Here is a 26578-nt window from a genome sequence, read left to right as displayed (position 1 = left end):
CATGGGCTCGATCCGAGCCCAGGCCCGATCAGTTACCTCACCTCGACCAACCACCGCATACAGCTAACACAACCACGACACCGACTCACCCAAACCCGCACAACCACTTACAGGACACGCCCTAGTCCGAATGTGTAGGTGGAGCTAAACAATGTAACGCGAAATCATCGGCGTCCCCCGCCCTACCGGCCGGTTCACGCAACCGCGGGTAACCCCGAAAACTACCGGCTCACTCGTGTTGCGAACAACCCGTCGGTGTGCCACGTTTCTTCTGATTCTCCGCGGAACGCGCCACGCGCGCCCACGGGGATCGAGATGAGGGAGAACAAGTGCAATTCCGGGGAGCGCGCTTGCTGCCGAGCGGTAGCGACAGGCTCACAGCTGCGGGCCGGCTGGTCCGACCCGGCACGATCCGCGGTCATCTGACCCGGGTGCTGCTGGTTTCGATCGCCCTGGTGCTGGTCCTGCTCGGGGTGGTGATCGTCGACGAGGTCGATGCCTACCGCGCGACCGGACGAACCACCGATGCGGTGTCGCTCGCGCTGTCGGTACAGGACGTGGTGCAGGAGGTGCAGCGCGAGCGCGGCCTCACCAACGGCCTGCTCGGCGGCGACGCCACGCTGCGCGCCGCCATGGACAAGCAGCGCACCGCCACCGACCGGGCGCTGCTGTCGCTACAGAATGCGTTGGAGGACAACGCCTCCGAGGCCTCGCCGGTGCGCACGGCTCTCAATCAGCTGGGCTCGCTGACGAGTATCCGCGCCGACGTCAATGCCCGCCGCGCCGACCGCACGGCGGTCTTCCAGTTCTACAGCGGCGCGATCGGCGCCCTGAACCAGACCCGCCCCGGTCTGGGCCACGCCCAGGACGATCGGATCTGGCGCGGCCTGCAGGCGCTCTACGCCCTCGGTGACGCCAAGGAGTACTCCGCCCAGGAGCGCGGCTTCCTCAACGGCGTCTTCACCGCGGGCGCGTTCGGCCCCGGCGAATATCTGCAGTTCCTCAAGATTTTGGCCGCCAAGCAGAGCGCCGCGGCGGCCTTCCAGCGCGATGCGACCGCGGCGCAGAACGCGGCGGTCGACGCCGCGGCGCGCTCCAACGAGTCGAGTGCGGCCTCGGACGCGGAGGCGGTCGCGATCGCCTCCGAGCGCGGACCGCTGACCCGGCCCGTCCAGGCGTCGACCTGGTGGTCGAATATGACGGCCGTGATCGACGCGCAGCGCGATGTGCAGCGCTCGGTCGGCGCCGACATCACCGCGCGCGCGAGCGAGCTGCGCTCCTCGTCGGCCACCGCGCTCGGCGTCTACCTCGGTTTCGCGGTCCTCGCCGTGCTGCTGCTGATTCTGCTGGTCGTCTCGAGCATGCGCGCGATCGTGCGCCCGCTGGGGGTGCTGGCGAGCGAGGCCGACGAGGTGGCCTCGCGGCGGCTGCCGTCGGTGATCTCGGCCTGGCAGTCCACCACCGACGGCGAGCCCGCCGCGCCACGGCCGGTCACCACTCCGCCCGGGGCCAGCGCCGAGATCGCCTCGGTGGCACAGGCTTTCGACCGCGTGCAGCACACCGCCTACGAATTGGCCTCGCAGCAGGCGCTGCTGCGGCGCAACACCACCGAATCGCTGGCCAACCTCGGCAGGCGCAATCAGAATCTGGTGCGCCGCCAGCTCGGACTGATCAGCGAATTCGAGCGCGAGGAGCTCGATCCCGAGGCGCTGGCCAATATGTTCGAACTCGACCATCTGGCCACCCGCATGCGCCGCAACGCCGAGAGCCTGCTGGTGCTGGTCGGTGAGGCCAGCCCGCGGCGTTGGTCGGAGCCGATCCCGCTGACCGACGTGATCCGCGCCGCGCTGGCCGAGGTCGACGACTACCGCCGGGTGGTGCTGCGCCGGGTCGACGAGGTGCCGATCACGGGCGCGGTGGTCAGCGAGCTGTCGCATATGCTGGCCGAGCTCATCGAGAACGGCTTGGCCTTCTCCCCACCGGATCTGGAGGTGGAGATCTACGGCCGCCGCACCGGGCCGGGATACATGCTCGCCGTCGTCGACCACGGTGTCGGCATGCCGGCGGATCAGCTCGCCGAGGCCAATGCGCGGCTGCGCGGCGAATCCGATTTCCTGGTCGCGCCGACCCGGTTCCTGGGGCACTACGTGGTTGGCAGGCTGGCCAAACAGCTCGGCATCGATATCGAGTTGACCGTCTCGCCGGTCAGCGGCGTCGTCGCGCGCATGCTGCTGCCCGGCGATCTGATCGCCGATTCGAACAAGCCCCGCCCGGAGCCGAAACCGCAAGCCTTCCAGGCGCTCGCGGCTCCCGACGACTCGCCCGCGGAGCCGCCCGCCGACCCGGAGCCGACGGCGCTGCTGCGGCTACCGTCCGCCGCCCGTACGGCCGAGCCGTCGGCCCCGACGGAACCGTCGGAACCGTCGACCCCGGCCGAACCGGCGGATAGCGAGCCCACCACGCCGACCGTGCGCGAGCGACCGACGCCCGAACCGGCGACCACGGCCGAACCAGCGCCCGCCGCGCCCCGCGCCGGAGCGCCGCGGCACAGCGCCGTCGCCCCGCCCGATCCGTTCCCGACACTGCCGCCGGGGCCGATCAAGGATTCACTGAACGCCGCTGTGGCGCAACGCAACAAGTCCTTCGACACCGGCACCTTCGCTGCGCTGATCTCCGGCGGCGATGCCCCGGCGGAACCGGATAATCAGACCATTTGGGAGGATCCGGCCACCGGATCTCACTACACTGAGCCCGCACCCGTAGCCGAGCCTCAACGCACTCGAAACGGTCTGGTCAAACGCACCAGGAAGACTCGCGACACAGGTGCCACCGCGAAACCCGCGGCGCCCGCCCACCCAGCGGCACCCGTTGCCGAACGCTCACCCGAGGAGGTCCGTAGCATGCTCGCCAACTTCCGGGCGGGCCATCAGCGCGGCGAAGAGCCCGAGCGGCAACGGATCTCGGCCTCGACCACACAGGAGGAAAACAGGTGACCACGCATCTGCCGGACACCGGTCCCCATACTTTCAACTGGCTACTGGCCGATTTCGTGCGCACCACCGACGGGGTGCGCGACGCCGTGGCGGTGTCGTCGGACGGGCTGCTCATGGCAATGTCGGAGGGGCTGGACCGCGCGGGCGCCGACCGGCTGGCCGCCATGGTCTCGGGACTGGTGAGCCTGTCCCGAAGCGCCTCGCGCAGTTACGATTTCGACGGCCTCAAGCTGATCATGATCGAGATGCGGCGCGGCTTCCTGCTGGTGTCGGCCATCGCGGACGGCAGCTGCGTGGGCGTGATCGCCGACAGCGACGCCGATATCGGCCTGGTCGGCTATCAGATGGCGGTGCTGGCCGACCGAGCGGGCGCACTGCTCACCCCGGCGCTGATCACCGAATTGCGAGAGTCGCTGCGCAGATGACCGAGCACTACCGGCTACCGGACGCGGACGGGAGCGCGCCGGACCGGCCCGCGTCCTGGTCCGACCCCTATGCGCCGGAGCATGATCCGGCGCGGGAGGTCACGGCGGCCGAGGAACCGGTGGTGCGTCCGTTCCTGGTGACGGGCGGCCGGACCACCCCGCTGATCGACGGATTGCGGATCGAGTCGCTCGTCCACGCCACCCCCGCCGCATTGTCGGCGCCGCTGCGCTTCGAGCAGCACACCGTGGTGCGGCTGTGCCAGCGACCGCACTCCATCGCCGAAATCGCTGCTACGCTTCGTGTTCCGATCGGAGTCGCCCGGGTTGTGGTGAGCGATCTGGTGGCCGCCGGACATGCGTCGGTGCGCGCGGCCGAAGAACTGTCCACCGCCGCCATCGAGAGGATCAGGGATCTTGTACGGGCACTCTGAGGATCGCACCACCCCACCGGAGCCGTCGGCGTCCTCGGTCAAGATCGTGATCAGCGGCGGCTTCGGCGTCGGTAAGACCACCTTCATCGGGGCGATCTCCGAGATCGAGCCGCTGGCCACCGAGGCCGCGATGACCGAGGCCTCGGTCGGCGTGGACGATCCGGGCCTGCGCGCGCAGAAGACCACCACCACCGTGGCCCTGGACTTCGGCCGCATCACCCTCGACCGCACCCTGGTGCTGTACCTGTTCGGCACCCCGGGCCAGGAGCGCTTCGAATTCCTCTGGGACGACCTGCTCGACGGCGCCCTGGGCGGGGTCATCCTGGTCGACACCTCCCGCATCGAGGACTGCTACCCCGTGCTCGACTACTTCGAGCAGCGCAACACCCCGTTCGTGGCCGCGGTCAACCGCTTCGCCGGTGAGCCGCGATTCGACCTGGACGAGGTCCGCGAGGCGCTCGATCTGGACGAATCCATCCACCTGCTGGAATGCGACGCCCGCGATCGGGAGTCGGTCAAGGAGGTCCTGGTCGCCCTGCTCGAGCAGGTGCTGCTGCATCGGCTCGCGGGTCCGGGGCATCTGGTGGCCAGCTGAGCGCTATTCCGGCACTGTCCCCTGCGCCGAATACAGGCTCACCGTCCCCTCCTCGTCGAGGAAGGCGTTGACCAGCATGGTGCGATTCGCGCGCAGCTGCTCGTCGTCCGGCGCGGCCGTGGTGATCGAGATCTGCGGGATGGCGGCCCAGTTCACCACGTACCGCTCCGGGGGGCCGTCGGTGCCGGACATGTGCGCGAGGCGGAACACCGAGACGGCGCGGCGCTCCATGAGGTTTCGCACCACCTCGGCGATCCGCTCCGGATCCTCCAGGGCGAACAGGAAGCCGAAGGTCAGCTCGGGCGAAGAGACATAGGCGGCCATGCGGTGACACCCTAGTCGACCAGGGCGTTTCGGTACCGCAACGAACGGGTACCTTCTCGCCTACCGACCCGACGTAGCCTCTATCCAGGCCATCGTGTAACCCGGTTGTAATGCTGTATAACAATTGTCACGCAGCTTCGTCAGTTCGGGCGGAGCCGGTTGCGTGCCTTGCACGGACGCGCTTTCCTGAATATGTCCTGCTTTCCCCGGACAGTCTTCTCTGCATCGTCGCGGATTTCCCGGTTTCCTCTGTGCCGTGAGCGGTTGTGGTGACTGTCGTGTCCGGGTCAGCGGGGCTGCGCCGGAGCCGAGGGGAGCCCCTCCCCGAAAACCCCCTCGGCCCTGGCGTATCCAGTCGGGACCTACCAAGGGGGGCACCCATGGCGACCGAATACGCGTTGCCGTCCGTGGCGGTCGTGCTGCGGGCATTCCGCGAGCCGGCCGATCCCGGTCGACCGGATTATCGCGTGCTCGAGGCGGCCTACCAGCTTGCTCAATGTCACGAACGGCGACGGCGCGCCCATCAGGCCGCGCACGTACCGGACGCCTCGAGTTCGCATGTGGCCGCCTGCAGCCAGCTTGTCGAGGACATCGACCTCACGCGCGCGAAACTGATCGCGCACATCGACAACTGGGTGGCCGAGCACATTCCGCACCGCCGCGGCGCCTCGCTGCACACCGAGACGCTGGGCGCGGTGATCGATCGGATGGCGGAGAAGTGGGTGGCCGCGCAGCACGCGATCGGCCTGCCCGCCCGCAACGGGCACGGGAAGAAGGATTCGCGGGCGCGGGCCACGGTGATCAGCCGCCACGGCGTCGACAGCGAGGCGCACCTGCACTGGGTCCGCCTCGCCGAACTCGCCGACGGCTACAAGGACCTGATCACCGACGTCATCGAGCACCGCCGTCGACTGCCGGTCTTCTAGCGACCGTCGTCGACGACCTCCACATCGGCATCGATGTAGGGCTGCGCCGCGCTGGCCCGGCCGGTCGGCTCGGGCTCGTCGACCAGCACGTCCGGCTCGGTGCGATCGGCGTTGACGCGCTCGGCCGCCTCCTGATCGCGCTGGGCCGCCGCGGCAGCCTCCCGCATCTCGATGGCGTCGGTGATCCATTCGCCGATCTCGCGGGTCACCTCGGCCACCGTGCCGGTGATGATCGTGGCGATATTGCCGACGTGCCGTGCCCCGGACGACGTGATCTCCTGGATCAGGTCCTTGTTGCTTTCGAATTTGCCGATCATTACCCGCCCACCTCGCTAGGTTGCCGCTCCCGCATCACGATAACACCAGGTTGCGGGGCTTTCCCGGCGAGCGCGGGCGGTAGCGCGAGGCGGAAGATCTTGGCCCAGACCGAGCCGATCTGCTTGCTCAGCGGGCCGGTGTTGTAGGGCAGGCCGTACTTCTCGCACAGCGCCCGGACCTCCGGCGCGATCTCCGGATAGCGGTTGGCGGGCAGATCCGGGAACAGGTGATGCTCGATCTGATGCGACAGATTGCCGGACATGATGTGGAACAGCTTGGAGCCGGTGATATTCGACGAGCCGAGCATCTGGCGCACATACCACTCGCCGCGGGTCTCGTTCTCGGTCTCCTCCTCGGTGAACGTCTGTACGCCGGAGGGGAAGTGCCCACAGAAGATGATCGAGTAGGCCCAGATGTTGCGCACCAGATTCGCGGTCGCGTTCCCGGCCAGGGTGGACAGGAACAGCGGGCCGGTCAGCAGCGGGAAGACGATGTAGTCCTTGAGCACCTGCCGACCGGCCTTGCGCCACTGACCCTTGACCAGCCGCTTGATATCGGACCATTTGCGCTTGCCCTGGACGATGTTCTCCACCTCCAGGTCGTGCAGCATCACGCCCCATTCGAACAGCATCATCAGCGCGAAGGCGTAGACCGGGTTGCCCAGGTAGTACGGATTCCACTTCTGCGCCTCGTCGATGCGCAGGACGCCGTAGCCGATGTCGCGGTCGCGACCGTGGATGTTGGTGTAGGTGTGGTGCATGTAGTTGTGCGAGTGCCGCCACTGATCTCCCGGGCAGACCGTATCCCATTCGAAGGCACGGGAATTCAGACCCGGCTCGCGCATCCAGTCCCACTGGCCGTGCATCACGTTGTGGCCGATCTCCATGTTGTCCAGGATCTTGGACACGCTCAGCGCGGCCACCCCGGCCAGCCAGAACGGCGGCAGGAAACCCAGATACATCAGGCCGCGCCCGGCGATCTCGAAGCCGCGCTGCGCCTTGATGATCGAGTAGATGTATTCGCGGTCCCGCTCGCCCAGATCGGCGGTGATTCGGTCGCGCAGCGCATCCAGCTCGCGGCCGATCTGCTCGACCTGCTGCGGGCTCAATACCAGCGGGCCGTCTTGCGTTTCGGTCAGTATCGCCATTGTGGTTCTCCCGGTTCAGATTTCGATGTCGACGTCGCCGACCGCGGCGCTGACGCAGAGCTGGATCGGCTGGTCGGGATCGTTGTGCAGTTCGCCGCTGCGCAGATCGCGCGTGCAGCCGGAGCGCTTGACCGCCGTGCAGGAGAAGCAGATCCCCATCCGGCAGCCGTACTCCGGTGTGAGACCGGCGTCCTCGGCCTGCTCCAGCAGGCTGGCGCCGGTGTTGTCGGCCCGCACGCCGCTGGCGGAGAAGGTGGTCGCGCCCGTCACCTCGGCGGGATCGACGGGTGCGGTGGTGAGGGTGAATTCCTCTGTGTGCAACCGATTTTCGAGCTCCTCGGCCTCGAAAACCGTGCGCACGGCCGACATCAGTGCCGCCGGTCCGCAGACGAAGGTCTCCGCCTGGGCGAACCAGGGCGCGATGCGCTCGAGCTGGTCGTAGTCGAAGTAGCCGCCCGCCAGCGGGGCCGCGTCGACCCAGGGCGCCCCGTCGAGCTGTTCGGCCAGCTCGAGCGAGGGATAGACCAGCGCGATGCGGAAGTTGATGTGGCGCTGGGCGATCGCGTCCAGCTCGGCGCGATGGGGCACCCGCTCCGGCGCCTTGGCGTAGTGCAGGAACACCAGCTTGCCCGGATAGTTCTCCGCGGCCAGCGTCTGCAGCATCGACAGCACCGGGGTGATGCCGCTGCCGCCGCTGATCAGCAGGATCTTCTCCGGGCGCGGGGCGGGCAGGGCGAAGCTGCCCGCGGCCGGGGTCAGATCCACGACCATGCCCGGTTCGGCCGCGCGGTAGAGGTACTGCGACACCAGTCCGCCCTCGTGCGCGCGGACGGTCAGCCGCAAGCGGCGGTCGCGGCCCTGCGGGTCGATCGGCGAATAGCAGCGGGTGTGCTTGACGCCGTTGATGAGCACGCCGACCTGGACGTACTGTCCCGCGCGATGACCCGTCCACTGCCGGTTCGGGCGCAGCGTCAGCGTGACCGAGCCGGGCGTCGAGCGCCGCACCTCGGTGATCTCGGCGCGCAGATCGCGCACGGTGAGCGTGGGCCGCACCAGTTCCAGATAGCGATCGAGCGGATGCGGCGTGGTCAGCGTCTGCACCAGGTCGATGAGTCCCACCATATGATCTCCCAAAATTCCAGTGCACATCTGTACACTCAGTTAGTGTGCCCCGATGTACCGCAGTTATTCAACCTGCGGGACATGTGACCGACGCAACAAACGAGTGAGGGAACCCATCGTGAACGGATGTATGCTCATCGAGATGAGTGAGCAGGTGGAGACCCGAGTCGAGCGCAAGGAGCGCACCCGCCAGGCCCTGCTGGACGGCACCCTCGCGCTCGCCGCCGACCGCGGCTTCGCGGCGCTGAGCCTGCGCGAGATCGCCCGCTCCGCCGGGATCGTGCCGACCGCGTTCTACCGCCATTTCGCCTCGCTCGACGAACTCGGCACCGCCCTGGTCGACGAGGGCGTGCGCCAATTGCGTTTGGCCCTGCGGGAATTGCGCCGCACCCCCGACGCGCGCCTGGCCGAAACCGTCCGCTTCGTCTTCGCCCAGGTCACCGGCCGTGAGGAGCTCTACGGCTTCCTGATCCGCGAACGCCACGGCGGCTCGGCCACCCTGCGCGGCGCGATCGCGGTCGAAATGCAGCTCATCACCAGGGAATTGGTGGTGGATCTGTCCCGCATCCCGGCCCTGGACACCTGGTCCCCCGAGGACCTGGAGCTGGCCGCCGACCTGATCGTGTCCACGGTGGCCAACCACATCGCCGACTACGTCTCGGCCCCGCGCCCCGACCGCCCGGCCCTCATCGAGCGCACGGTGCGGCAGGTCCGCCTCATCGCCCTGGGCATGGCGGCCTGGCGCTCGGCCGAAAACCGCTGACCCGCCGCCGTCGCACATCCTTCCTTTCGGCAGCAACGAATGCCTGGCGGTGCCTGCTCCGCACCGTGCGCAGGTACGCGTTGTCCCCATGTCCGAAAGGAGTAGGAGTGTGATGGCAGACCGTAGGTTCGGCTGGGTGGTCGTAGTCGGTGTTGCGGCGATGATTTCGACCGGCCTCGCCCCGGCGGGTGCGGCCCTCGCGGCGGATTTCTCCGGGCCTCGGCATATCGCCGAGAAGCCGAATGATGCCAAGAACGGCAAAGACAGCAAGAACGGCAAGAACAACAAGGACGGCAAGGGTAAACGGGGCTCGGAGGAGTCGCGCAATGGCGGCGATGACGATGGCGATAGCCGAGACCCCCTGTGCAAGGGCACTCCATTGGCGGCCACACCCCTCTGTGGGGGGTGACAGGCAGCGACCGCGATCCGGAGACGATTCGCGCTCGGACAATTGAGCGCGGCCGAGTCGTGCGGACCGGCGGAATCGATCAGCGGGACTCCGGGTCCAGCGCCAGCACCGATCGGCCGCCGTCGACGGCCAGGCTCACCCCGTTGATGAAACTCGCCTCCTCCGACAACAGGAACGCCACGGCCGCGGCGATTTCGTCGCTGGTGGCGAGGCGGCCCAGCGGGTGCAGGGCGGCCATCTCCCGCTCGACCGAGGCCGCCGCGGCCGGGGCCAGACCGGCCAGATATTCCGAATAGCGTTCGGTGGCAACCGAGCCCGGGGCGATGGCATTGACCCGGATGCCGTGACTGCCGTATTCCACCGCGAGCGCCCGGGTGAGCCCCTCGATCGCGGCCTTGGCGGTGCTGTAGGGCAGCGCGCCCGGGACGGCGCGGCGGGCCTGGTGGGAGCTGATGTTGACGATCGCGCCACCGGTGCCCTCGGCCAGGAAGTTTCGGATCGCGACCGCGGATCCGGCCAGCGCGGGGCGTAGATTCGCCTCGATCAGCTCGAGAATTCGTGGGGCCGGGGTGGAATCGACCGCGGCGTCCCGGAAGACGGCCGCGTTGTTCACCCAGCCCACCAGCGGCCCGGCTCGGCGCGCGACGTCGGCGGCCTGTTCGGCGACCTCCTCGGCGCCCGCGTCCCCCTGCACCAGCGCGACCCGGCCACCGTCCCAGGGCGATCCGGTCAGTCCACCGGTATCGCGCTCCACCACGACCACGTGCCCACGGGTCAGCAAACGCATCACGATTGCCCGCCCGATCCCCCTCGCGCCGCCGGTCACGACGTAGGACTGCGCCATCAGCCCATGGTAGCCAAGGGTTTTCGAGTTGGATGTGAATTCGCCAGGCATACCGCCGCCACACCGGGCGAGTCGGACAGCGACGCCGGTCCACCGGCCAGCAACCGGACCGGTTGCCAGCAATTCGGCAACCGCGGGCTAGGCCGTGGCCCGGGCATGTTCGCGCTCGTAGTGCTCCCGCCACGGCCGCTCGCGTTCCTCGGGCGACATGGCCAGCAGCGAGCGCAGTTTCTCCCACGCGGAATCGTCGGCGGGAGTGAAGATCTGCACCCACGCCCCCGAGATGGTGGGCACCGACATGCTGGTGAGGATGACCTCCATATCCCCGGAGGCGAGGTTGCGGATCATCCGGTAGCGGCCCAGCGGCGCGGCCACATCGTTACGTGCCCACAGCGCCGCGAACCGGGGACTGCGGGCACAGAGGTCCTCGACGAAGGCCGTCCACTCCGGATCGTGCAGATTCTTCGCGTAGGCGGTACGCAGGAATCCGACCATTCGGCAGAGATGTTCGCCCTGCCCGGGATACGGATTGCAGCAGCACGGAGTGAGGAACACCCGGCGCAGCACATTGCGGTCACCGCCGACGAAACCGGGGGTCAGCGCGGCGTAGGCCGCATTGTGGGCGAGCACGTCGTAACGAGCCGACAGCAACGCGGCGGGCAGCGGATACAGATGGTCCAAAATCCCCTGCAGCTCTTCGGGAATGGTCTCCTCGGTATCCCAGCCGGGCACGGTCGGCACATCCGCGAGCCGATACAGATGCGCCCGCTCGACCGGATCCAGCGCCAGCGTCCGCGCGACCGCGTCCAGCACCTGCACACTGACATTGATCTCACGCCCCTGCTCGAGCCACGTGTACCAGGTGAGCCCGACTCCCGCGAGCTGCGCCACCTCCTCACGCCGCAGCCCCGGCGTGCGTCGCCGCGGCCCCGCGGGCAGACCGACGTCGGCCGGAGTGATACGAGCGCGCCGCGACTTCAGGAACGCCCCCAGCTCGCCGCGCCGCGCCCTGCGGATCTGCCGGGCATCGGAGGCCGTGTTGTCGATGACCGTCACGGCTCCATCCTCACCCACCCGGTTCCCGGTATCCAGGTGCTGCCAGTACCCGTATGAGCGGGCTCCTGTTACCGGAATCGTCTCGGCCGCAGGCTCTACGACATGACACAGACGCTGACCCGGGCGCCATCGACAGTCGGTACCCTCGACCCCACCCCGCGCCGCGCCTATCTCGTGCTCGCCGTCGTGCTGCTCGGCCAGTTCATGGCGGTGCTCGACGCATCGATCGTCAATGTCGCCATCCCCTCGATCCGGACCTCGCTCGGCGCGAACGGTTCGGCGCTGCAGCTGATCGTCTCCGGCTACACGATCGCCTATGCCGTGCTGCTGGTCACCGGCGCGCGGCTGGGCGATCGAGTCGGGCAGCGGACCATGTTCCTCACCGGGCTCGTCCTGTTCACCGTGGCCTCGCTGGCCTGCGGGCTGGCCTGGAACGCCGCGGCGCTCGTCGTGTTCCGAGTCGGCCAGGGCGTGGGCGCGGCGGCGATGGTGCCGCAGGTCATGACCTTGATCCAGCGGACGTTCGGCGGCGCCGCCCGGTCCCGGGCGCTGTCGGCGTATGCCGCGGTGATCTCCGGCGCGACGGTCGTGGGCCAGATCGCCGGTGGCCTGATCGTCAGCGCCGACGTGGCCGGAACCGGTTGGCGCGGCGTATTTCTGGTCAATGTGCCGATCGGGCTGGCGCTGCTCGCGGTGGCCCCGCGCCTGCTGCCCGCCGCGACCACGCGGCGGGACCGTCGGCTGGACCTGGTGGGGCTGGCCGTGTTCACGCCCGCGGTGCTGGCCTTCGTCGTACCGCTGACGCTCGGTCACGAGCAGGGTTGGCCCGCGTGGACCTGGCTCGCCTTCGCCGGTGCCGTGACCGGATTCGCCGGATTCGTACTGGTCGAACGGTCGGTGCACGGCCGCGGCGGTGAGCCGCTGTTCGCCGATCGGGTGCTGCGCGCGCCCGGGCTGATCCGGGCCGCGGCGACGATCTTCGTGGTGATGTCCACATTCAGCGGATGGATCTTCCTGATGGCCCTCCACCTGCAGGGCACGCTCGGCTATTCGGCGCTGCACGCCGGGCTGCTGTTCCTCCCGAACGGCGCGCTGTTTGCCGTGGCAGGGATGTATTGGTCGCGAATGCCCCGACGCTGGCACGGTGCGATGATTCCCGCGGCCCTGCTCCTCGCGGCGGCGGCCATGGTCGCGCTCGGGGTGCTGCTGGCCGGGGGCCGCGGCATGGGAGTGCCGGAGCTGGTCGTCACCGCCGCACTGGGTATGGGTTACGGACTCGCGTTCAGCCCCTTGGTGAATCGGGCCCTCGCCACGGTGCCCCCGGCGCTCGCCGCCGATGCCAGCGGCATCCTGGCGACCAGTTCCCAGCTGGGCATGGCGGTCGGGGTAGCGGCCTTCGGCTCGGTGTATCTGTCGCTGGCCGGTTCGGACGCGTTGCGCGCCTGCGGAATCGCCTCGATGGTGGTGGGAGCCACGGTCGCGGCCGGCGCGGCGCTCGCCGCCCGCGCGGCCCGCTGAGCCGCCGCCGGACAGAAGAGCACCCCGTCAACCTCCCGGATTGGCGAGGTGCTCTTCCCGTATCCAAGATGGTGCCGGAGCACCCTGGTTGATGATACAAGAGGTCTCAAATAGTTTCCCGGTGAACTGCGGAAATAACCCGCTCGGTATGCACCAAGTTGCATAGTACTCTACGTATCAATTACCCTCGCGATATGGCCCTCGAGCACGCATTGCTGGTATCGCTGACCGAGCGCGCCGGTTCGGGCTATGAGCTGGCACGTCGCTTCGACAAGTCCATCGGCTTCTTCTGGAGCGCCACCCATCAGCAGATCTACCGGGTGCTCAAGCGCATGGAGGAGCAGGGCTGGATCAGCGGCGAGGCCGTCGCCCAGGAGGGCCGCCCGGACAAGAAGGTCTACACCGTCAGCCCGGCCGGTCGCGCCGAACTGCGCCGCTGGATCGCCGAACCCAGCGACGACTTCGGCCCGATGCGCAGCGAACTGGGCGTGAAGGTTCGCGCCGCCGCGCACGGCGATGTGGCCGCGCTGTGCGCCGAGGTCGCCCGCCACCGCGCGCAGCACGCGCAGCGCCTCGAGGTGTATCGGCTCATCGAGAAGAAGGACTTCCCCGACCCGACCCGGCTCACCGGTTCCGCCCTGCATCAGTACCTGGTACTGCGCGGCGGCATCCGGGCCGAGGCGGGCCTGATCGAATGGTGCGACGAGGTGCTCGACGGTCTCCGCCGGGACCTGGCGCCGCAGTATGCCACCGGCCCGGATGCGCCAGCCCCGCCTCCGGATTCCGCGACCGAAAGGTGATCCGATGACCGCCCCCAATCCGTATCCGCACCTGTTCGAGCCGCTGGACCTCGGCCACACCACCCTGCGCAACCGGGTGGTCATGGGTTCCATGCACACCGGCCTCGAGGACCGGGCCTGGGACACCAACCGGCTGGCCGCGTACTTCGCCGAGCGCGCCCGCGGCGGGGTGGGCCTGATCATCACCGGCGGCTACGCCCCCAATCGGGAGGGCTGGCTGCTGCCGTTCGGCGCCAAACTCACCAACAGGACCGAGGCGTACCGCCATCGCGCGATCACCAAGGCCGTGCACGCCGAGGGCGGCAAGATCGCGCTGCAAATCCTGCACGCGGGCCGCTACGCGTATGTGCCGTTCAGCGTTTCGGCGTCGGCGATCAAGGCGCCGATCAATCCGTTCAAGCCGCGCAAGCTGTCGGACAAGGCCATCGAGCGCACCATCGACGACTATGTGCGCTGCGCGAAGCTGGCGAAGTTCGCCGGTTACGACGGCGTGGAGGTGATGGGCGGCGAGGGCTATCTCATCAACCAGTTCCTCGCACCGCGCACCAACAAGCGCACCGATCGCTGGGGCGGCAGCGCCGAGAACCGGCGGCGCTTCCCACTCGAGATCGTGCGGCGCATGCGCGCGGCGGTCGGGCCGGACTTCGTCATCGTCTTCCGGCTCTCCATGGCCGAATTCGTCGAGCACGGTCAGACCGAACCGGAAATCCTCGCGCTGGCAACCGAATTGGAGGCCGCCGGGGTCAGCATCATCAATACCGACATCGGCTGGCACGAGGCCCGGGTGCCGACCATCGTCACCTCGGTGCCGCGCGCGGCGTTCGTGGAGTACACCGCGAAAATCAAGGCGCGCGTGAGCATTCCGGTCTGCGCGTCCAACCGTATCAACATGCCCGAGACCGCCGAGGAGATCCTCACCCGCGGCGACGCCGACCTGATCTCCATGGCCCGCCCGCTGCTGGCCGATCCGGACTGGGTGCGCAAGGCCCAGCAGACCCGCGAGGACGAGATCAACACCTGCATCGCCTGCAACCAGGCCTGCCTGGACCACGCGTTCGTGCACAAGACGGTGTCGTGCCTGCTCAACCCACGCGCGGGGCACGAGACCGAACTGGTGCTACTGCCCACCCGTCGCATGAAGCGCATCGCGGTGGTCGGCGCGGGCCCGGCCGGGCTGTCGGCCGCGGTCAACCTGGCCGAACGCGGCCACAAGGTCGATCTGTTCGAGGCCGACGACAAGATCGGCGGGCAGTTCGACATCGCCCGGCGCATTCCGGGCAAGGAGGAGTTCAACGAGACCATCCGCTACTACAACCGCAAGCTGGAGCTGGCCGGTGTCCGGGTGTTCCTGAACCGACGGGTGGACGCGGCGGAACTGGTCGAGGGCCGCTACGATCACGTGGTACTCGCCACCGGCGTGCGCCCGCGCATCCCCAACATCCCGGGCATCGACCATCCGAAGGTGCTCACCTACGCCGAACTGGTCCGCGACGGCCGTCCGGTGGGCAAGAAGGTCGCCGTGATCGGCGCGGGCGGAATCGGTTACGACGTCAGCGAATTCCTCACCGTCGAGGGCCATCCCTCGCTGAAGCTGGACGAGTGGAAGGAGGAGTGGGGCGTCACCAGTGACGATCCCGACGCCCCCGGCCAGCTCACCACCCCCCGGCCCGCTCCGGCCGCGCGGGAAGTCGTACTGCTGCAACGGAAATCGGGAGCGTTCGGAAAGAGCCTGGGCAAGACCACCGGTTGGGTGCACCGCGCGGCGGTGAAGGCCAAGGGCGTCGAGCAGGTCGGCGGGGTCAACTACGAGCGCATCGACGACCGCGGCCTGCACATCAGCTTCGGCGAGCAGCGGCAGCGGCCGACCGTCATCGAATGCGACAACGTGATCGTCTGCGCCGGACAGGAATCGGTGCGTGAGCTGGAGGAGCCGCTGAAGGCCGCGGGCGTGCGCGTCCACCTGATCGGCGGCGCCGACCTGGCCGCCGAACTCGACGCCAAGCGCGCCATCGATCAGGGCACCCGGCTGGCCGCGGCGCTGTGATCGCACTGCTGAACCGGCTCGGGCTGCCCGGTGACGAGAAATCCTGGGCGGCATTGGGTTTCGATGTCACCGACGGACTCATGCGGGTCGGCCGGGTGGATTGCGCGGTGGGCGTGCAACCCGGCTGGGGCTTCGACGCGGTGCACGCCGATCCGACGATTCTCGGCATCCCCGAGGTCGTCGCCGCCCGCTCCGACCGGGCGGCGGACCATCCCAACGGTGTCGGCTTCGTCGATCACGTTGTCTACTGGGTGCCCGACCTCGACGAGGCCGTCGCCGGGCTGAACGCCGTACTCGCCACCGAGCCGCGCCGCCGCTTCCACCCGCGCGGCCCGTCCGGCCCGGAGATGGCCTTCTACCGCGTCGGCGAGGCGTTCATCGAGGTGGTCGCCGCCGGTGACCAACCGCCGATGCTCGCCGGAATCGCCTTCGGCAGTGCCGATCTCGATGCCACCGTGGCCGCGGTCCGCGCTGCGGGCGGGCCGATCAGCGATCCCAAACCGGCCGTGCAGGGCGGCCGGATAGCGAGCGTCTGGTCCGGTCACGTCGGCTGGGGTGTGGCGATCATGGAGCCGAAACAGCGCTCGTAGGACCGCAGCCGCCAGCCGGATCAGCACGGCAAGCAGGCGGGCGGCCAGAACCAGAACGTGGACCGCGGCCCGTAGGAGTGCGCCGTCCACCCACCCCGGCGCGGGGCCGGGGCCGACGAGGAACTGCTCGGTGGTGACCATCTCGCCCTCGAATCACTCGGCGGCGCAGGTGAAATCGGCGGGTGGCAGGGCGCCGTCGCGGAGATAGGCGGCGACCGAATCCTCCACGCAACGGTTGCGGAAGGTGCCGAGAATGCCGTGTATCCGGACGTTCTCCAGGGTGACCATCCGGGAGGCGGTCAGCGCCCGGTGCAATGCCCGCGCCGCGGGGTAGACGGCCCGGGTGTCGCCGGTGGCCTGCACGATCAGCGCGGGAACGGCGTTGCCCACCTCGGTCGGCGGTTCGACCGGATCGGGCCAGAAGGCGCAGGTGGGGATGTTGTTGAGCAGCGGGCCGAAGACGGGTTGGGCCGCCCGGCTCGTCTCGACGGCCCGGCGATACCACTCGGGGTCGCGCGGAAAGGGCACGTCACCGCACAGGACGGCATCCTGTCCCGAATACTCCTCCCGCGCGGCCGCCATCACCGCCAAGTCCTCCGCCAGCACCGGGCCGGGTTGGACCTGCTGCCCTGCCGCCGCGTCAACCAGCTGCCGAATCGTTCCGGCCAGCTCGGGGTTTCGTTCCGGATTCCCGACCCGCATGAACAGCAGGACGGGCAGCAGATGATCGTCGACGGTATGCGACCCGATCCGAATCGGCTCGCGGGCCGCCCGCTCGATCAGCGTAGTGACCGTCGCCCGCACCGCGGAAGCCGTTGTGCCGAGCCGGTATTCGCCGACGCGGGCGGCGGCCCAGTCGGCCCATTCGTCCAGTGCGGCCTCGTTGACCGCGCCCATGTCCTCGAACATGCCCATGCCGTAGCGCTCCGGATCCACCGCGCTGTCCAGTACGACGCGGTCGACCCGCCCGGGAAACATCTGGGCGTAGACCGCACCGAGGTAGGTGCCGTAGGACGTGCCGTAGTAGCTGATCCGGTCCACCCCGAGCACGGCCCGGATCACGTCCATGTCCCGCGCGGTGTTGCGAGTGGTCATATGCGGCAGCCGGTTACCCTCGACGCTCAGGCAGCGCCGCGCCAGGTCGCGGCTCAGGGCGACGCTCTCGGCGAAGCCGCCCGAGTCGGGGCCCGCCGACCGCAACGACAGCCCGATCGGCCAGCCGCAGTGCACGGGTGCGGAACGGCCGACGCCGCGCGGGTCCATGCCGATCAGGTCGTAGCGGGTGCGCACATCGGCGGGCAGGCCCTTGCCGAATTCGAGGGGGAAGTCGAGTCCGGGGCCGCCGGGCCCGCCGGGGTTGGACAGCATGACGCCGCGGCGCTGTGCCGGGTCGGCGGCGAGCCGGGAGATCGCCACCGTCGTCGTGGCGCCCCGCGGATGGGTGTAATCGAGCGGGACGGTGATGTCCGCGCACTGGGCGCCCGCCTGATCGAGCACCGCCACCTCGCACGACTTCCATTGCGGCCGTTGGGTGTCGAAGTTGGTCAGGTCGGAAGTCGGCGCGGGGTCCGCCGTTGCGCAGCCCGCCGCCAGCAGACTCACAGCGGCGGCGAGGACGATCAGTATTTCTCGGTGCCTCATCGTCGCGCCTCACAGATCGCGGTGTCGAACGCCTTGGTGACGACGTCGTAATCTTGCTGGTTGCGCGCCAATTGGTTGACGGTGAGGGTCACCGCACGGCCGTCGGCGGTGACGCCGGTGCGGGTCTCGAAGCCCATGATGCTGCCGCCGTGCCCCCACACCTTCTTTCCACACGAGACGGGGATGTCGATCAGGGCGAGCCCGTACCCGCCCGCGTCGCGGTCCCACGGCACGGTCTTCTGCATTTCGGCCAATTGCGCCGCGGGAACGATCTTTCCGTCGAGCAGGGCGGTGAAGAAGCGGTTCAGGTCCGAACCCGTGGACACCATCGCGCCCGCGGCGCCCGCCCAGGAGGTGTCCATATCGGTGAAGTCGATACGCTCGCCGTCGCGCTCGTGATAACCCCTCGGATGGGGATCGCGCAGGCCGGTCTCGCGGGCCGCCGGGAAGTAGGTGTCGCGCAGGCCGAGCGGGGCGATGATGCGGCGTTCGACCTCGGCGGCCACGGGCCGACCGGTGACGCGTTCGATCAGCATGCCGAGCAGGATGTAGTTGGTGTTCGTGTACACCGATTTCGTGTCCGGCTCGAATTGCGGAGGCATGGTCATGGCGCGTGCCACCAGCTCCGCGGGTTCATAGTGCCGCCACCGCACGGTTTCCGAATCGGCTTGCAACTGTGCGGGTTCGGGCCGCTCGCGATGCTCCGGATTGCCCGATGCCAGATAGTCCGGCAGACCGCTGGTGTGCTGCAGCAGATTCCGCACCGTCACCTTGGCGCCGTCGTTGCCGTTTCCGGCGACCACACCAGGCAGATACCTTTCCACCGGCGCATCCAGCTCCACCTGCCCTTCGGAAACAAGCTGAGCGAGCACCGCCGCGACGAATGTTTTGGTGTTGCTGCCGATTCGGACGTGGTCGCCATCGCGAAATCGCTCGCCGCTGGCGAGATCACCCACTCCCGCCGACTCGATCCGATCCTGCCCGTGCTCGGTCACCACGACCTGCGCACCGGGATACCCGCCGCGCACGATGTCCTCCAGCACCCGCGCGAGCCCCGGCGCCGTCGCCGAATCCCCGGTGGCCGTGGCGGAATCACACGCCGCGACACTGCCCGCCAACACCGCGGCGGCCGCGACCCCCGCGGCCGCGCGCCGAAAACCCTTCCTGACCAACGCGATTCCCTCCTACGATCAACGCCGCCACCACGCGGTAACGGCCCGCCAACCACGCTAGGAATCCCCGACCGAATCCCCCATCCTGCGACCACCCGTGTTTTCGGTGCAGCATCCACCCGTTCGGTGGTGGTGCTGTCCACACCCTGTCGTCCCGGCCTGGGGGCCGGGACGACAGGGAAATGAGAGGGACCGACCCGGGGCGATAGGGAACGAGCAGAGCCGCCCGGAACGGCAGGGAACGAGAAGCGGGGAGCGGCCCGACCTCGCGACGACGGCGAACACGCTCGCGCGCCGACCGGTAGGCTCCCGGGGCGTGAGCCTTCCCGCACCCACTGCCGAGAACCGTGCCGTCGTCACCGGAGCCTCCTCCGGAATCGGAACCGCGCTGGCCGAAGAGCTGGCGAGCCGGGGTTATTCGCTGATCCTGGTGGCCCGCCGGGGCGAGCTGCTGGCCGAGCTGGGGCAGCGGCTGACCGAGCGGTACGGAATCACCGCGGAGGTGCGGGCGGTGGATCTGTCCGATCGTGAGCAGCGCGCGCCGCTGACCACCGAGCTGGCCGCCCGCGATATCGCGATCCTGTGCAACAACGCCGGGGTGGCCACCTTCGGCCCGGTCGCGCAGCTCGATGCCGACTTCGAGCGCTCGGTCATGGAGCTCAACGCCGTCGCCGTGCACGACCTGACCCTGGCCGTGCTGCCCGGCATGCTGGAGCGCCGCGGCGGCGGCATCCTCATCACCGGCTCGGCGGCGGGCAATATGCCGATCCCCAACAACGCCACCTACGCCGCCAGCAAGGCGTTCACCAACAGCTTCTCCGAATCCCTGCGCGGCGAGCTCACCGGCACCGGCATCAACGTGACCCTGCTGGCCCCCGGCCCGGTCCGCACCGACAACCCGGACCAGGAGGAGGTCAGCACCAAGATCCCGGACTTCATCTGGGTCTCGGCCGCCGCCACCGCCAAGATGTCCATCGACGCCCTGGCCCGCAACAAGATGCGCGTGGTCCCGGGCCTGATCAGCAAGGGTATGAGCGTCGCGGGCCAGTACGCCCCGCGGGCCATCACCGCACCCATCGTGGGCTCGTTCTACAAGAAGCTGGGCGGCTGAGTCTCCCCGATCACATCGATGTCAGTGCGGCATCAAGATAGCCGGGCCGGGTGTCAAGGGCGCGTAACCAGGCGCTTTTTCCACCTGGAAACGGCGTAGTCCTGACGATGGCCCCGCAGTAAGGAGAAAGCGGGGAACTCACAGGAGAAGCCGTGACGCTGCTCGAGATCTTCCCGTCATTGCGGTCGGGAATGCCGTCTCCACGAGTGGACACCTCTGTTTGGCCGTGTGAAACCCATTACGACGACCTCGGCCGGATCACCGTCGGCGGCGTGGCCCTGGCCGATATCGCCGACCAGTACGGCACCCCCACCTACGTCCTGGACGAGACCGAGGTCCGTCGGCGCTGCCAGGCGTATCGGAAGTACTTCCCCGACGCCGAGATCATCTACGCGGCCAAGGCCCTGATGACCAAGTCGGTGGCCCGCTGGGTCTCCGAGGAGGGCCTGTCGGTGGACGTCTGCTCCTCCGGCGAGCTGGCCATCGCACTGGCCGCCGACGTCGACCCCGCGCGCATCGTGCTGCACGGCACCGGCAAACCGTTCTGTGAACTGGAGGCCGCCGTGGCCGCGGGCGTGGGCCGGATCGTCATCGATTCGCTCACCGAGGTCACCCTGCTCGCGGCCCTGGCCACCAAGCCCCAGCAGGTGCTGCTGCGGCTGTCTCCCGATATCGACGTGCACGGCCACCCGGCCGTACGCACCGGCGTGACCGACCAGAAGTTCGGCCTGCCGCTGGGCAGCGCCCAGGCCGACGAGGCCATCGAGCGCATCCTGCGCCATCCCAACCTGCGGCTGGTGGGCCTGCACTGCCACCTCGGCTCGCAGATCCACGAGCCGGACTTCTACGGCGAGGCCGTGCGCCGCATGGTCGCCGAGCTGGCCCGCATCCGCCGTGAATACGGGGTGACGCTGACCGAGCTGGACCTCGGCGGCGGACATGCGGTGGCCTACCGCTGCGGCGACCCCGAGATGAACCTCGCCGAGCTGGCCGACATCATCGACGACGCCCTCGACGCGGCCTGCGCGCTCAACCACTACCCGCGCCCGCACATCGCCATGGAACCGGGCCGGGCCATCGTCGCCCACGCCGGTGTCACCCTGTACCGGGTGATGGCGGTCAAGCACATCGAGGGCGGGCGCACCTATGTCATCGTCGACGGCGGCATGAACGACAACCCGCGGGTCGCGCTCTATGGCGCCCGCTACGACGCCGTGGTCGCCAACCGCCACCCCACCGGCCCGCATATGACCGCGACCGTGGCCGGACGCTACTGCGAGGCGGGCGACATCCTGGCCGCCGACGTCAGCCTGCCCGCCGACCTGCGTCCCGGCGAGGTCCTGGCCATCCCGTGCACGGGCGCGTACCACCACAGCCTGGCCTCCTCCTACAACGGCGTCGGCCGCCCGCCGATCGTCTCGGTCCGCGAGGGCCGCTGCAGCGAGGTGCTCCGCCGCGAGACCCCGGCCGACCTGCTCAGCCGCGATCTGGGCTGAGCCCCGAGCCGGTCACCGACGGCCCCGACCGATAACGGCAGATCGACGCGTCCGCTTCCTTCGGGAAGATCCCTCCGGGCACGCCGACCTACCGGACAGCGGCCGGGGCCGTCGGTACAGGCGAACGCCCTCATCCCCGTACCCGTCGGCGAACGTCCCAGCCCCTGAACCCGTCGGCGAACGTCCCAGCCCCTGAACCCGTCGGCGAACGCTTTTATCGCCGACGGGTACCGAAGATGCTGCGGCTGATCTCCCGGCCCGCGGCGGTGGCCGCGGAACGCAGGAAGCTTTTGACCGCCGGATTGCTCATGATGCGATCGGCCGCCGTCGGCTCGGGCTTGGCGGGCTTGGCCGGGGCGGGCGAATCCTCCTCGGCCTTGGCCACTTTCGCCGCCAGGATCTCGTAGGCCGATTCCCGGTCCACCGACTGCCCGTACTTGCCGTACAGCGAGCTGGACTTGGCCTGCGAGCGGATCGCGTCCTCGCCGATGGTGTCCATGAGCGAACGCGGCGGCCGCAGCCGGGTCCACGCGACGGGGGTGGGCGCGCCCTTCTCCGAAAGCACCGTCACGATGGCCTCGCCGATGCCGAGCGAGGTCAGCGCCTTCTCCAGGTCGTACGCGCCGGTCTTGGGATAGGTGCGCACGGTCTTCGACAGCGCCTTCTGGTCGTCGGGGGTGAATGCGCGCAGCGCGTGCTGGATGCGCGCGCCCAGCTGCGAGAGCACCGGATTGGGGATGTCGGTGGGCAGCTGGGTGCAGAAGAACACGCCGACGCCCTTGGAGCGGATGAGTTTGACCGTCTGCTCGACCTGGTCCAGGAACGCCTTGGAGGCGTCGTTGAACAGCAGATGCGCCTCGTCGAAGATGAACACCAGCTTCGGCTTGTCCACATCGCCGACTTCGGGCAGGGTCTGGAACAGATCCGCCAGCACCCACATCAGGAATGTCGAGAACAGCACCGGCCGCGCCGACTGCGCACCCAGCTCGAACAGCGTGATCACACCCTGCCCCCCGGCGGTGCGCAGCAGATCCGCCGGATCCAGCTCGGGCTCGCCGAAGAAGGTGTCCCCGCCCTCACCCTCCAGATTCACCAGCGCGCGCAGGATCACCCCGGCCGTGGCGGCCGACACACCGCCGATGCCCTTGAGATCCTCCTTGCCCTCGGGACTGGTCAGGTGTTGGATCACCGACCGCAGATCCTTCAGGTCCAGCAGCCCCAGGCCCTGTTTGTCGGCCCAGTTGAAGATCAGGCCGAGGGTGGACTCCTGAGTCGCGTTGAGCCCCAGCACCTTACTGAGCAGCACCGGGCCGAACGAGGTGATGGTGGCGCGAATGGGAATGCCGATGCCCTCGGTCCCGAGGGAGACGAATTCGGTCGGGAAACCCGCTGGGGCCCAATCGGTATCGCCGGTTTCGGCGGCCCGCGCGGCGATCTTGTCGTTGGCCGCGCCCGGCTTCGACAGCCCGGACAGATCGCCCTTCACATCCGCCAGCACCACCGGCACCCCGGCCGCGGACAGCTGTTCGGCGATCCCTTGCAGCGTCTTGGTCTTACCGGTGCCGGTGGCGCCCGCGACCAGGCCGTGACGGTTGATGGTGCGCAGCGGAATACGCACGCGCGCAGTCGAATCCACCTGACCGTCGATCATCACCGCGCCCAGCTCCAGGGCCGCGCCCTCGACCGCGTAACCGGCCGCGATCTCCTGCGCGGCGGCCGAACCCGAACCGGCGGAATGCTTTTCGTCTCCCGAGGCCGAATCCGCCTTCTTCTCGGCGCTTTTCGTCCGCGTGGTCGCGTGTTCGGCGGCCTCTTTCTCGGCCGCGTCCGCCGCCGCCTGCGCCTCGGCGGCCACCCGCGCCGCCTCCTCGGCCGCCTTGCGTGCCGCCGCCGCCTTCTCCTGGGGAGTAGTCATCGCCGATCCTCCATCCGCCCTGCCAACTCGCGCCAACATTGCCGATCTACCTGGACCAAGACCGAATCCTGCGCCCACCCTATCGAACGCACTGCGCAAACCCGGCAGGTCAACCCAGTAATGTGACGCGGGTGTCCGACAAACTCATGGTGTGGATCGACTGCGAGATGACCGGCCTGCGCCTGGACAGCGACAAGCTGATCGAGGTGGCCGCGCTCGTGACCGACAGCGACCTCAACATCCTCGGTGAGGGCGTGGATATCGTCATTCACGCCGACGATGCCGCCCTGGCCGCGATGCCGCCCGTGGTCCAGGAGATGCACGCCCGCTCCGGGCTCACCGACGAGGTGCGCCGATCCACCGTCACCCTGGCCGAGGCCGAGCAGCAGATCCTCGATTACGTCAAGGAGTGGGTCCCCACCCCCGGCACGGTCCCGCTGGCCGGGAACTCGATCGCCACCGACCGCGGCTTCATCGCCCGTGACATGCCCGCCCTGGACTCCCATCTGCACTACCGCATGATCGACGTCAGCTCGATCAAGGAACTGTGCCGCCGCTGGTACCCGCGCATCTACTTCGGCCAGCCCGAAAAGGGCCTCACCCACCGCGCCCTGGCCGATATCAAGGAATCCATCCGCGAACTCGAGTACTACCGCCGCACCGCCTTCGTCCCCGCCCCGGGCCCCTCCACCACCGACATCGCCACCATCGCCGCGGCCCTCACCACCCCCACCGAAACCCGTGTTGACCAGCCCGATTAGGTCCACAACCCCAACACGCGTTACGATCTAGCGCGCCGGATTCAACCGGCAATGGTGGCTGTAGTTCAGCTGGTAGAGCACCAGGTTGTGATCCTGGGTGTCGCGGGTTCGAGTCCCGTCAGCCACCCTGTACGACACGCTGGCCAGGGCCTCGAAACATCGAGCCCTGGCCAGCGGTCAATATAACATCCGAGCGGACGAGCTCGGCCTCGACATCTCCCGACCATGGATGCGCTGCCATTGGCGCCAACGATGCGGTGTCTGTTCGCCCCTACTACAACACACCACCCGGAGTCATCATGGGAGTGTGTCGACCGCGAAGCGTTCGCCGACCAGCGCGAACACACGGCCGACGACCGGGAGGAACGTCTCAATACCCTGGAACATCGGGTGGACGAACAGGCCCGCAGAGTCGGCGTGTCGACCGCATCGGTCACCCGGCGTGTCCAGGAATCGGTCGCGCGGAACCGGGCCTTGTTGACCGCGAGTGCGGCGCGTCTGGATCGCAGCGAGGCCGCGTTGAACCGCGGCGAGGCCCGCACACACCGCGAGCAAGCGGAGATCGACCGCGCCGTCGCCGAGGGCGAGCGTGAGTTCGACCGAGCGGACCGACCACCGCCCGACGGGTAGGGCGAGTGAACCGACTCGAGCCGACACCGTTTGCGCTCGGTCGACCGATGACGTCGTCCGAGCCTGCAGATCTCCCGACACCGGTAGGTCCCGCCGCGCAAGGGCATATGCACATCGACGGAGGTGAGAACTCACCGCTACCGCGCATCGACGAACCCGAAAGTCCGTGTCGATTCGGCGATGGTCTTCTTTGACGGTGCCATTCGTGGCTGGATACGCTGGCCCGGCTTCGCCGACACCGCGGCGGATCGTCTCGGCCGCACCGCAGTTGGTCATCTGGTGAATCGGCCTCGGGGGACAAGGAAACATCAGATGCTCGATGACATCGGCGCACGCGAACTTGCCGTGCCGGAGATGTTCACTCCGGAGTTCTTTCGCAATCCCTATCCCTACTACGCCTGGCTGCGGGACAACCGGCCGGTGCACCCGGTCCCGGTCCCGTTCGTGAACATCAGGGTGTGGTTGGTCAGCCGGTACGCCGATGTCCGGGCCGGCTTCGCCGACCCCCGATTGAGCAGCGACTACCGATCCGCACGACCCGAATTCCGCGCGGCGGGTCTCGCCTTCGGGGCCGGCACGGTCGGCGAGCGCACGATGGTCAACCTCGATCCACCGGATCACACCCGCATCCGCAGCCTTGCCGCGGGTACCTTCACCGCGGCGCGGATCGCACAGTGGGAGGCCGCGATCCGCGCCACAGTCGCTGAACTGCTCGACGCGCTACCTGTGGACGAACCCGTCGACATGCTCGCACGGGTCGCCGCGCCGCTGTCGGTCCGGGTGATCTGCGCGATCCTCGGCGCACACCGGCGTGACGAGGCCGACCTGCGTCGGTGGGGCGACCTGGTGTTCACTGCCGATCCCACGGAATTGGCACAGGTGCCCGCGGCCACCGCCAGCCTGCTGGGTTACGCCGAGGAGCTCGTCGCCCGCAAGCGCGAGCATCCCGGCGATGACCTGCTGTCCGCGTTGATCACAGCCAGCGACGACACCGGAGTATTGAGCTCGGATGAGCTCATCGGCACCTCCGTGGGTCTCGTGGTGGCCGGTTACGAGACCACCATCCGGCTGATCGGCGCCATGCTGCTCGCGCTGCTCGACCACCCCGCCCAACTGGCCGCGCTGCGAGATGGCAGGCATACCACTGCGGACGCGGTGGAGGAAGCGCTTCGCTACGACGGTCCCCAGGCCAGCTCGCTATGGCGGTTCGCGACCGAGGATCTGGAGATCTCCGGCACCACGATTCCGACAAGCGAGCCGGTCCTGTTGCTGGTCGGTTCGGCGCATCGGGACGAACGCCATTATCCGAACCCGGACGTTTTCGATATCGGCCGAGCGGACAAGCGACATCTGGCCTTCGGGCACGGAATACACCATTGCCTCGGCGCGGCACTCGCCCGCCTGGTGAGCAGAGTCCTGCTCGAATCGCTGCTGGCACGTTATTCCCAGCTGTCACTGGCCGCGCCACGTGACGAGATCCGATACAAACCATCCCTTGTGGTTCGTGGACCCGATGAACTGCCGCTCGTGCTCCATCGCTGAACGGT

The 26578-nt window shown here is 68.6% G+C and carries 25 protein-coding genes and 1 tRNA gene; 17 read left to right on the top strand and 9 right to left on the bottom strand.

Features of this window, described 5'->3' with window-relative positions; all coding sequences use genetic code 11:
- Positions 1-329: 329 nt before the first annotated feature.
- Genes NDR87_RS36105 through NDR87_RS36090 form a run of 4 tightly spaced genes read left to right on the top strand, consistent with a single transcriptional unit; the run spans position 330 to position 4444 of the window.
- Positions 330-2993, top strand: a complete 2664-nt coding sequence (locus tag NDR87_RS36105) for a nitrate- and nitrite sensing domain-containing protein (RefSeq protein ID WP_251918641.1) — start codon at positions 330-332, stop codon at positions 2991-2993.
- Positions 2990-3418 (top strand): roadblock/LC7 domain-containing protein, encoded by a 429-nt coding sequence (locus NDR87_RS36100; protein WP_251918639.1) that lies wholly within the window; start codon positions 2990-2992, stop codon positions 3416-3418. The genes NDR87_RS36105 and NDR87_RS36100 overlap by 4 nt, the downstream gene beginning before the upstream one ends.
- Positions 3415-3849: a DUF742 domain-containing protein gene (locus tag NDR87_RS36095; protein ID WP_251918637.1), complete on the top strand. Its 435-nt coding sequence runs from the start codon at positions 3415-3417 to the stop codon at positions 3847-3849. The genes NDR87_RS36100 and NDR87_RS36095 overlap by 4 nt, the downstream gene beginning before the upstream one ends.
- Positions 3830-4444 (top strand): ATP/GTP-binding protein, encoded by a 615-nt coding sequence (locus tag NDR87_RS36090; protein ID WP_308212195.1) that lies wholly within the window; start codon positions 3830-3832, stop codon positions 4442-4444. Before NDR87_RS36095 ends, NDR87_RS36090 begins: the two co-directional genes overlap by 20 nt.
- Positions 4445-4447: 3 nt before the next feature.
- Here NDR87_RS36090 and NDR87_RS36085 read toward each other — a convergent pair whose 3' ends face one another.
- Positions 4448-4768, bottom strand: a complete 321-nt coding sequence (locus NDR87_RS36085) for a hypothetical protein (RefSeq protein ID WP_251918633.1) — start codon at positions 4766-4768, stop codon at positions 4448-4450.
- 380 nt (positions 4769-5148) lie between these two features.
- Here NDR87_RS36085 and NDR87_RS36080 point away from each other — a divergent pair, with 380 nt between their 5' ends.
- Positions 5149-5694 (top strand): DUF4254 domain-containing protein, encoded by a 546-nt coding sequence (locus tag NDR87_RS36080; RefSeq protein ID WP_251918632.1) that lies wholly within the window; start codon positions 5149-5151, stop codon positions 5692-5694.
- Here NDR87_RS36080 and NDR87_RS36075 read toward each other — a convergent pair.
- Genes NDR87_RS36075 through NDR87_RS36065 form a run of 3 tightly spaced genes read right to left on the bottom strand, consistent with a single transcriptional unit; the run spans position 5691 to position 8281 of the window.
- A complete protein-coding gene (locus NDR87_RS36075) occupies positions 5691-6011 on the bottom strand; it encodes a hypothetical protein (RefSeq protein WP_251918630.1) in 321 nt (106 codons plus the stop codon). The two genes, NDR87_RS36080 and NDR87_RS36075, sit on opposite strands and share 4 nt — an antisense overlap.
- Positions 6011-7159 (bottom strand): acyl-CoA desaturase, encoded by a 1149-nt coding sequence (locus NDR87_RS36070; RefSeq protein WP_251918627.1) that lies wholly within the window; start codon positions 7157-7159, stop codon positions 6011-6013. Before NDR87_RS36070 ends, NDR87_RS36075 begins: the two co-directional genes overlap by 1 nt.
- Before the next feature lie 15 nt (positions 7160-7174).
- Complete coding sequence (locus NDR87_RS36065) at positions 7175-8281, bottom strand: ferredoxin reductase (protein WP_251918625.1); 1107 nt, start codon at positions 8279-8281, stop codon at positions 7175-7177.
- 142 nt (positions 8282-8423) lie between these two features.
- Here NDR87_RS36065 and NDR87_RS36060 point away from each other — a divergent pair, with 142 nt between their 5' ends.
- Positions 8424-9044 (top strand): TetR family transcriptional regulator, encoded by a 621-nt coding sequence (locus NDR87_RS36060; protein ID WP_251918624.1) that lies wholly within the window; start codon positions 8424-8426, stop codon positions 9042-9044.
- 109 nt (positions 9045-9153) lie between these two features.
- The gene (locus tag NDR87_RS36055; RefSeq protein ID WP_251918621.1) at positions 9154-9453 is read left to right on the top strand and encodes a hypothetical protein; all 300 of its coding nucleotides are present in this window, start codon (positions 9154-9156) and stop codon (positions 9451-9453) included.
- 79 nt (positions 9454-9532) lie between these two features.
- On the opposite strand, the gene NDR87_RS36050 is transcribed toward NDR87_RS36055, so the two are convergent.
- The gene (locus NDR87_RS36050) at positions 9533-10297 is read right to left on the bottom strand and encodes an SDR family NAD(P)-dependent oxidoreductase (RefSeq protein ID WP_251918619.1); all 765 of its coding nucleotides are present in this window, start codon (positions 10295-10297) and stop codon (positions 9533-9535) included.
- Positions 10298-10435: 138 nt separating this feature from the next.
- On the bottom strand, positions 10436-11353 hold the full coding sequence (locus NDR87_RS36045; RefSeq protein ID WP_251918617.1) for a helix-turn-helix transcriptional regulator: 918 nt from the start codon (positions 11351-11353) through the stop codon (positions 10436-10438).
- 102 nt (positions 11354-11455) lie between these two features.
- Here NDR87_RS36045 and NDR87_RS36040 point away from each other — a divergent pair, with 102 nt between their 5' ends.
- The 4 genes from NDR87_RS36040 (at position 11456) to NDR87_RS36025 (ending at position 16305) form a co-directional block, all read left to right on the top strand.
- Positions 11456-12871 (top strand): MFS transporter, encoded by a 1416-nt coding sequence (locus tag NDR87_RS36040; protein WP_251918615.1) that lies wholly within the window; start codon positions 11456-11458, stop codon positions 12869-12871.
- Between the two features lie 194 nt (positions 12872-13065).
- The gene (locus tag NDR87_RS36035) at positions 13066-13671 is read left to right on the top strand and encodes a PadR family transcriptional regulator (protein ID WP_251918613.1); all 606 of its coding nucleotides are present in this window, start codon (positions 13066-13068) and stop codon (positions 13669-13671) included.
- Positions 13672-13675: 4 nt separating this feature from the next.
- Positions 13676-15715 (top strand): NADPH-dependent 2,4-dienoyl-CoA reductase, encoded by a 2040-nt coding sequence (locus NDR87_RS36030; RefSeq protein ID WP_251918611.1) that lies wholly within the window; start codon positions 13676-13678, stop codon positions 15713-15715.
- On the top strand, positions 15712-16305 hold the full coding sequence (locus tag NDR87_RS36025) for a VOC family protein (protein ID WP_251918609.1): 594 nt from the start codon (positions 15712-15714) through the stop codon (positions 16303-16305). The genes NDR87_RS36030 and NDR87_RS36025 overlap by 4 nt, the downstream gene beginning before the upstream one ends.
- A gap of 153 nt (positions 16306-16458) precedes the next feature.
- Here the strand turns inward: NDR87_RS36025 and NDR87_RS36020 are convergent, their stop codons facing one another.
- Both NDR87_RS36020 and NDR87_RS36015 read right to left on the bottom strand, forming a co-directional pair.
- Positions 16459-17946 (bottom strand): alpha/beta fold hydrolase, encoded by a 1488-nt coding sequence (locus tag NDR87_RS36020; protein ID WP_251918607.1) that lies wholly within the window; start codon positions 17944-17946, stop codon positions 16459-16461.
- Positions 17943-19118, bottom strand: a complete 1176-nt coding sequence (locus tag NDR87_RS36015; RefSeq protein WP_251918605.1) for a serine hydrolase — start codon at positions 19116-19118, stop codon at positions 17943-17945. The genes NDR87_RS36020 and NDR87_RS36015 overlap by 4 nt, the downstream gene beginning before the upstream one ends.
- A gap of 316 nt (positions 19119-19434) precedes the next feature.
- Between NDR87_RS36015 and cmrA the strand changes: the two genes are divergently transcribed.
- Together cmrA and lysA are read left to right on the top strand one after the other, a co-directional pair.
- Positions 19435-20229, top strand: a complete 795-nt coding sequence (gene cmrA, locus NDR87_RS36010) for a mycolate reductase (RefSeq protein WP_251918603.1) — start codon at positions 19435-19437, stop codon at positions 20227-20229.
- 152 nt (positions 20230-20381) lie between these two features.
- Positions 20382-21725: a diaminopimelate decarboxylase gene (gene lysA, locus NDR87_RS36005; RefSeq protein ID WP_251918601.1), complete on the top strand. Its 1344-nt coding sequence runs from the start codon at positions 20382-20384 to the stop codon at positions 21723-21725.
- 214 nt (positions 21726-21939) lie between these two features.
- On the opposite strand, the gene NDR87_RS36000 is transcribed toward lysA, so the two are convergent.
- Positions 21940-23640, bottom strand: coding sequence for a helicase HerA-like domain-containing protein (locus NDR87_RS36000; RefSeq protein ID WP_251918599.1), 1701 nt, complete (start codon positions 23638-23640; stop codon positions 21940-21942).
- A 131-nt stretch (positions 23641-23771) separates the two neighbouring features.
- Between NDR87_RS36000 and orn the strand changes: the two genes are divergently transcribed.
- The 4 genes from orn (at position 23772) to NDR87_RS35980 (ending at position 26573) form a co-directional block, all read left to right on the top strand.
- A complete protein-coding gene (orn, locus tag NDR87_RS35995) occupies positions 23772-24401 on the top strand; it encodes an oligoribonuclease (protein WP_251918597.1) in 630 nt (209 codons plus the stop codon).
- 54 nt (positions 24402-24455) lie between these two features.
- Positions 24456-24528 (top strand) — tRNA-His (locus NDR87_RS35990).
- 98 nt (positions 24529-24626) lie between these two features.
- A complete protein-coding gene (locus tag NDR87_RS35985) occupies positions 24627-25031 on the top strand; it encodes a hypothetical protein (protein WP_251918595.1) in 405 nt (134 codons plus the stop codon).
- A 312-nt stretch (positions 25032-25343) separates the two neighbouring features.
- Positions 25344-26573, top strand: coding sequence for a cytochrome P450 (locus tag NDR87_RS35980; RefSeq protein WP_251918594.1), 1230 nt, complete (start codon positions 25344-25346; stop codon positions 26571-26573).
- Positions 26574-26578 lie beyond the last annotated feature (5 nt).

The organism is Nocardia sp. CDC159 (assembly GCF_023740735.1).
GTDB classification, from domain to species: Bacteria; Actinomycetota; Actinomycetes; order Mycobacteriales; family Mycobacteriaceae; genus Nocardia; species Nocardia pulmonis.
Note: the sequence above shows the minus strand (reverse complement) of the source record. Positions and strands in the feature narration are given on the sequence as shown.

What these genes read in the sequence shown, in the direction of transcription:
- NDR87_RS36095 (WP_251918637.1), top strand. Translation starts at nt 3,415, where the DNA reads ATGACCGAGCACTACCGGCTACCGGACGCGGACGGGAGCGCGCCGGAC.
- NDR87_RS36085 (WP_251918633.1), bottom strand. Translation starts at nt 4,768, where the DNA reads ATGGCCGCCTATGTCTCTTCGCCCGAGCTGACCTTCGGCTTCCTGTTC.
- NDR87_RS36080 (WP_251918632.1), top strand. Translation starts at nt 5,149, where the DNA reads ATGGCGACCGAATACGCGTTGCCGTCCGTGGCGGTCGTGCTGCGGGCA.
- NDR87_RS36075 (WP_251918630.1), bottom strand. Translation starts at nt 6,011, where the DNA reads ATGATCGGCAAATTCGAAAGCAACAAGGACCTGATCCAGGAGATCACG.
- NDR87_RS36070 (WP_251918627.1), bottom strand. Translation starts at nt 7,159, where the DNA reads ATGGCGATACTGACCGAAACGCAAGACGGCCCGCTGGTATTGAGCCCG.
- NDR87_RS36065 (WP_251918625.1), bottom strand. Translation starts at nt 8,281, where the DNA reads ATGGTGGGACTCATCGACCTGGTGCAGACGCTGACCACGCCGCATCCG.
- NDR87_RS36060 (WP_251918624.1), top strand. Translation starts at nt 8,424, where the DNA reads ATGAGTGAGCAGGTGGAGACCCGAGTCGAGCGCAAGGAGCGCACCCGC.
- NDR87_RS36050 (WP_251918619.1), bottom strand. Translation starts at nt 10,297, where the DNA reads ATGGCGCAGTCCTACGTCGTGACCGGCGGCGCGAGGGGGATCGGGCGG.
- NDR87_RS36040 (WP_251918615.1), top strand. Translation starts at nt 11,456, where the DNA reads ATGACACAGACGCTGACCCGGGCGCCATCGACAGTCGGTACCCTCGAC.
- NDR87_RS36035 (WP_251918613.1), top strand. Translation starts at nt 13,066, where the DNA reads ATGGCCCTCGAGCACGCATTGCTGGTATCGCTGACCGAGCGCGCCGGT.
- NDR87_RS36030 (WP_251918611.1), top strand. Translation starts at nt 13,676, where the DNA reads ATGACCGCCCCCAATCCGTATCCGCACCTGTTCGAGCCGCTGGACCTC.
- NDR87_RS36020 (WP_251918607.1), bottom strand. Translation starts at nt 17,946, where the DNA reads ATGAGGCACCGAGAAATACTGATCGTCCTCGCCGCCGCTGTGAGTCTG.
- NDR87_RS36000 (WP_251918599.1), bottom strand. Translation starts at nt 23,640, where the DNA reads ATGACTACTCCCCAGGAGAAGGCGGCGGCGGCACGCAAGGCGGCCGAG.
- NDR87_RS35985 (WP_251918595.1), top strand. Translation starts at nt 24,627, where the DNA reads ATGGATGCGCTGCCATTGGCGCCAACGATGCGGTGTCTGTTCGCCCCT.
- NDR87_RS35980 (WP_251918594.1), top strand. Translation starts at nt 25,344, where the DNA reads ATGCTCGATGACATCGGCGCACGCGAACTTGCCGTGCCGGAGATGTTC.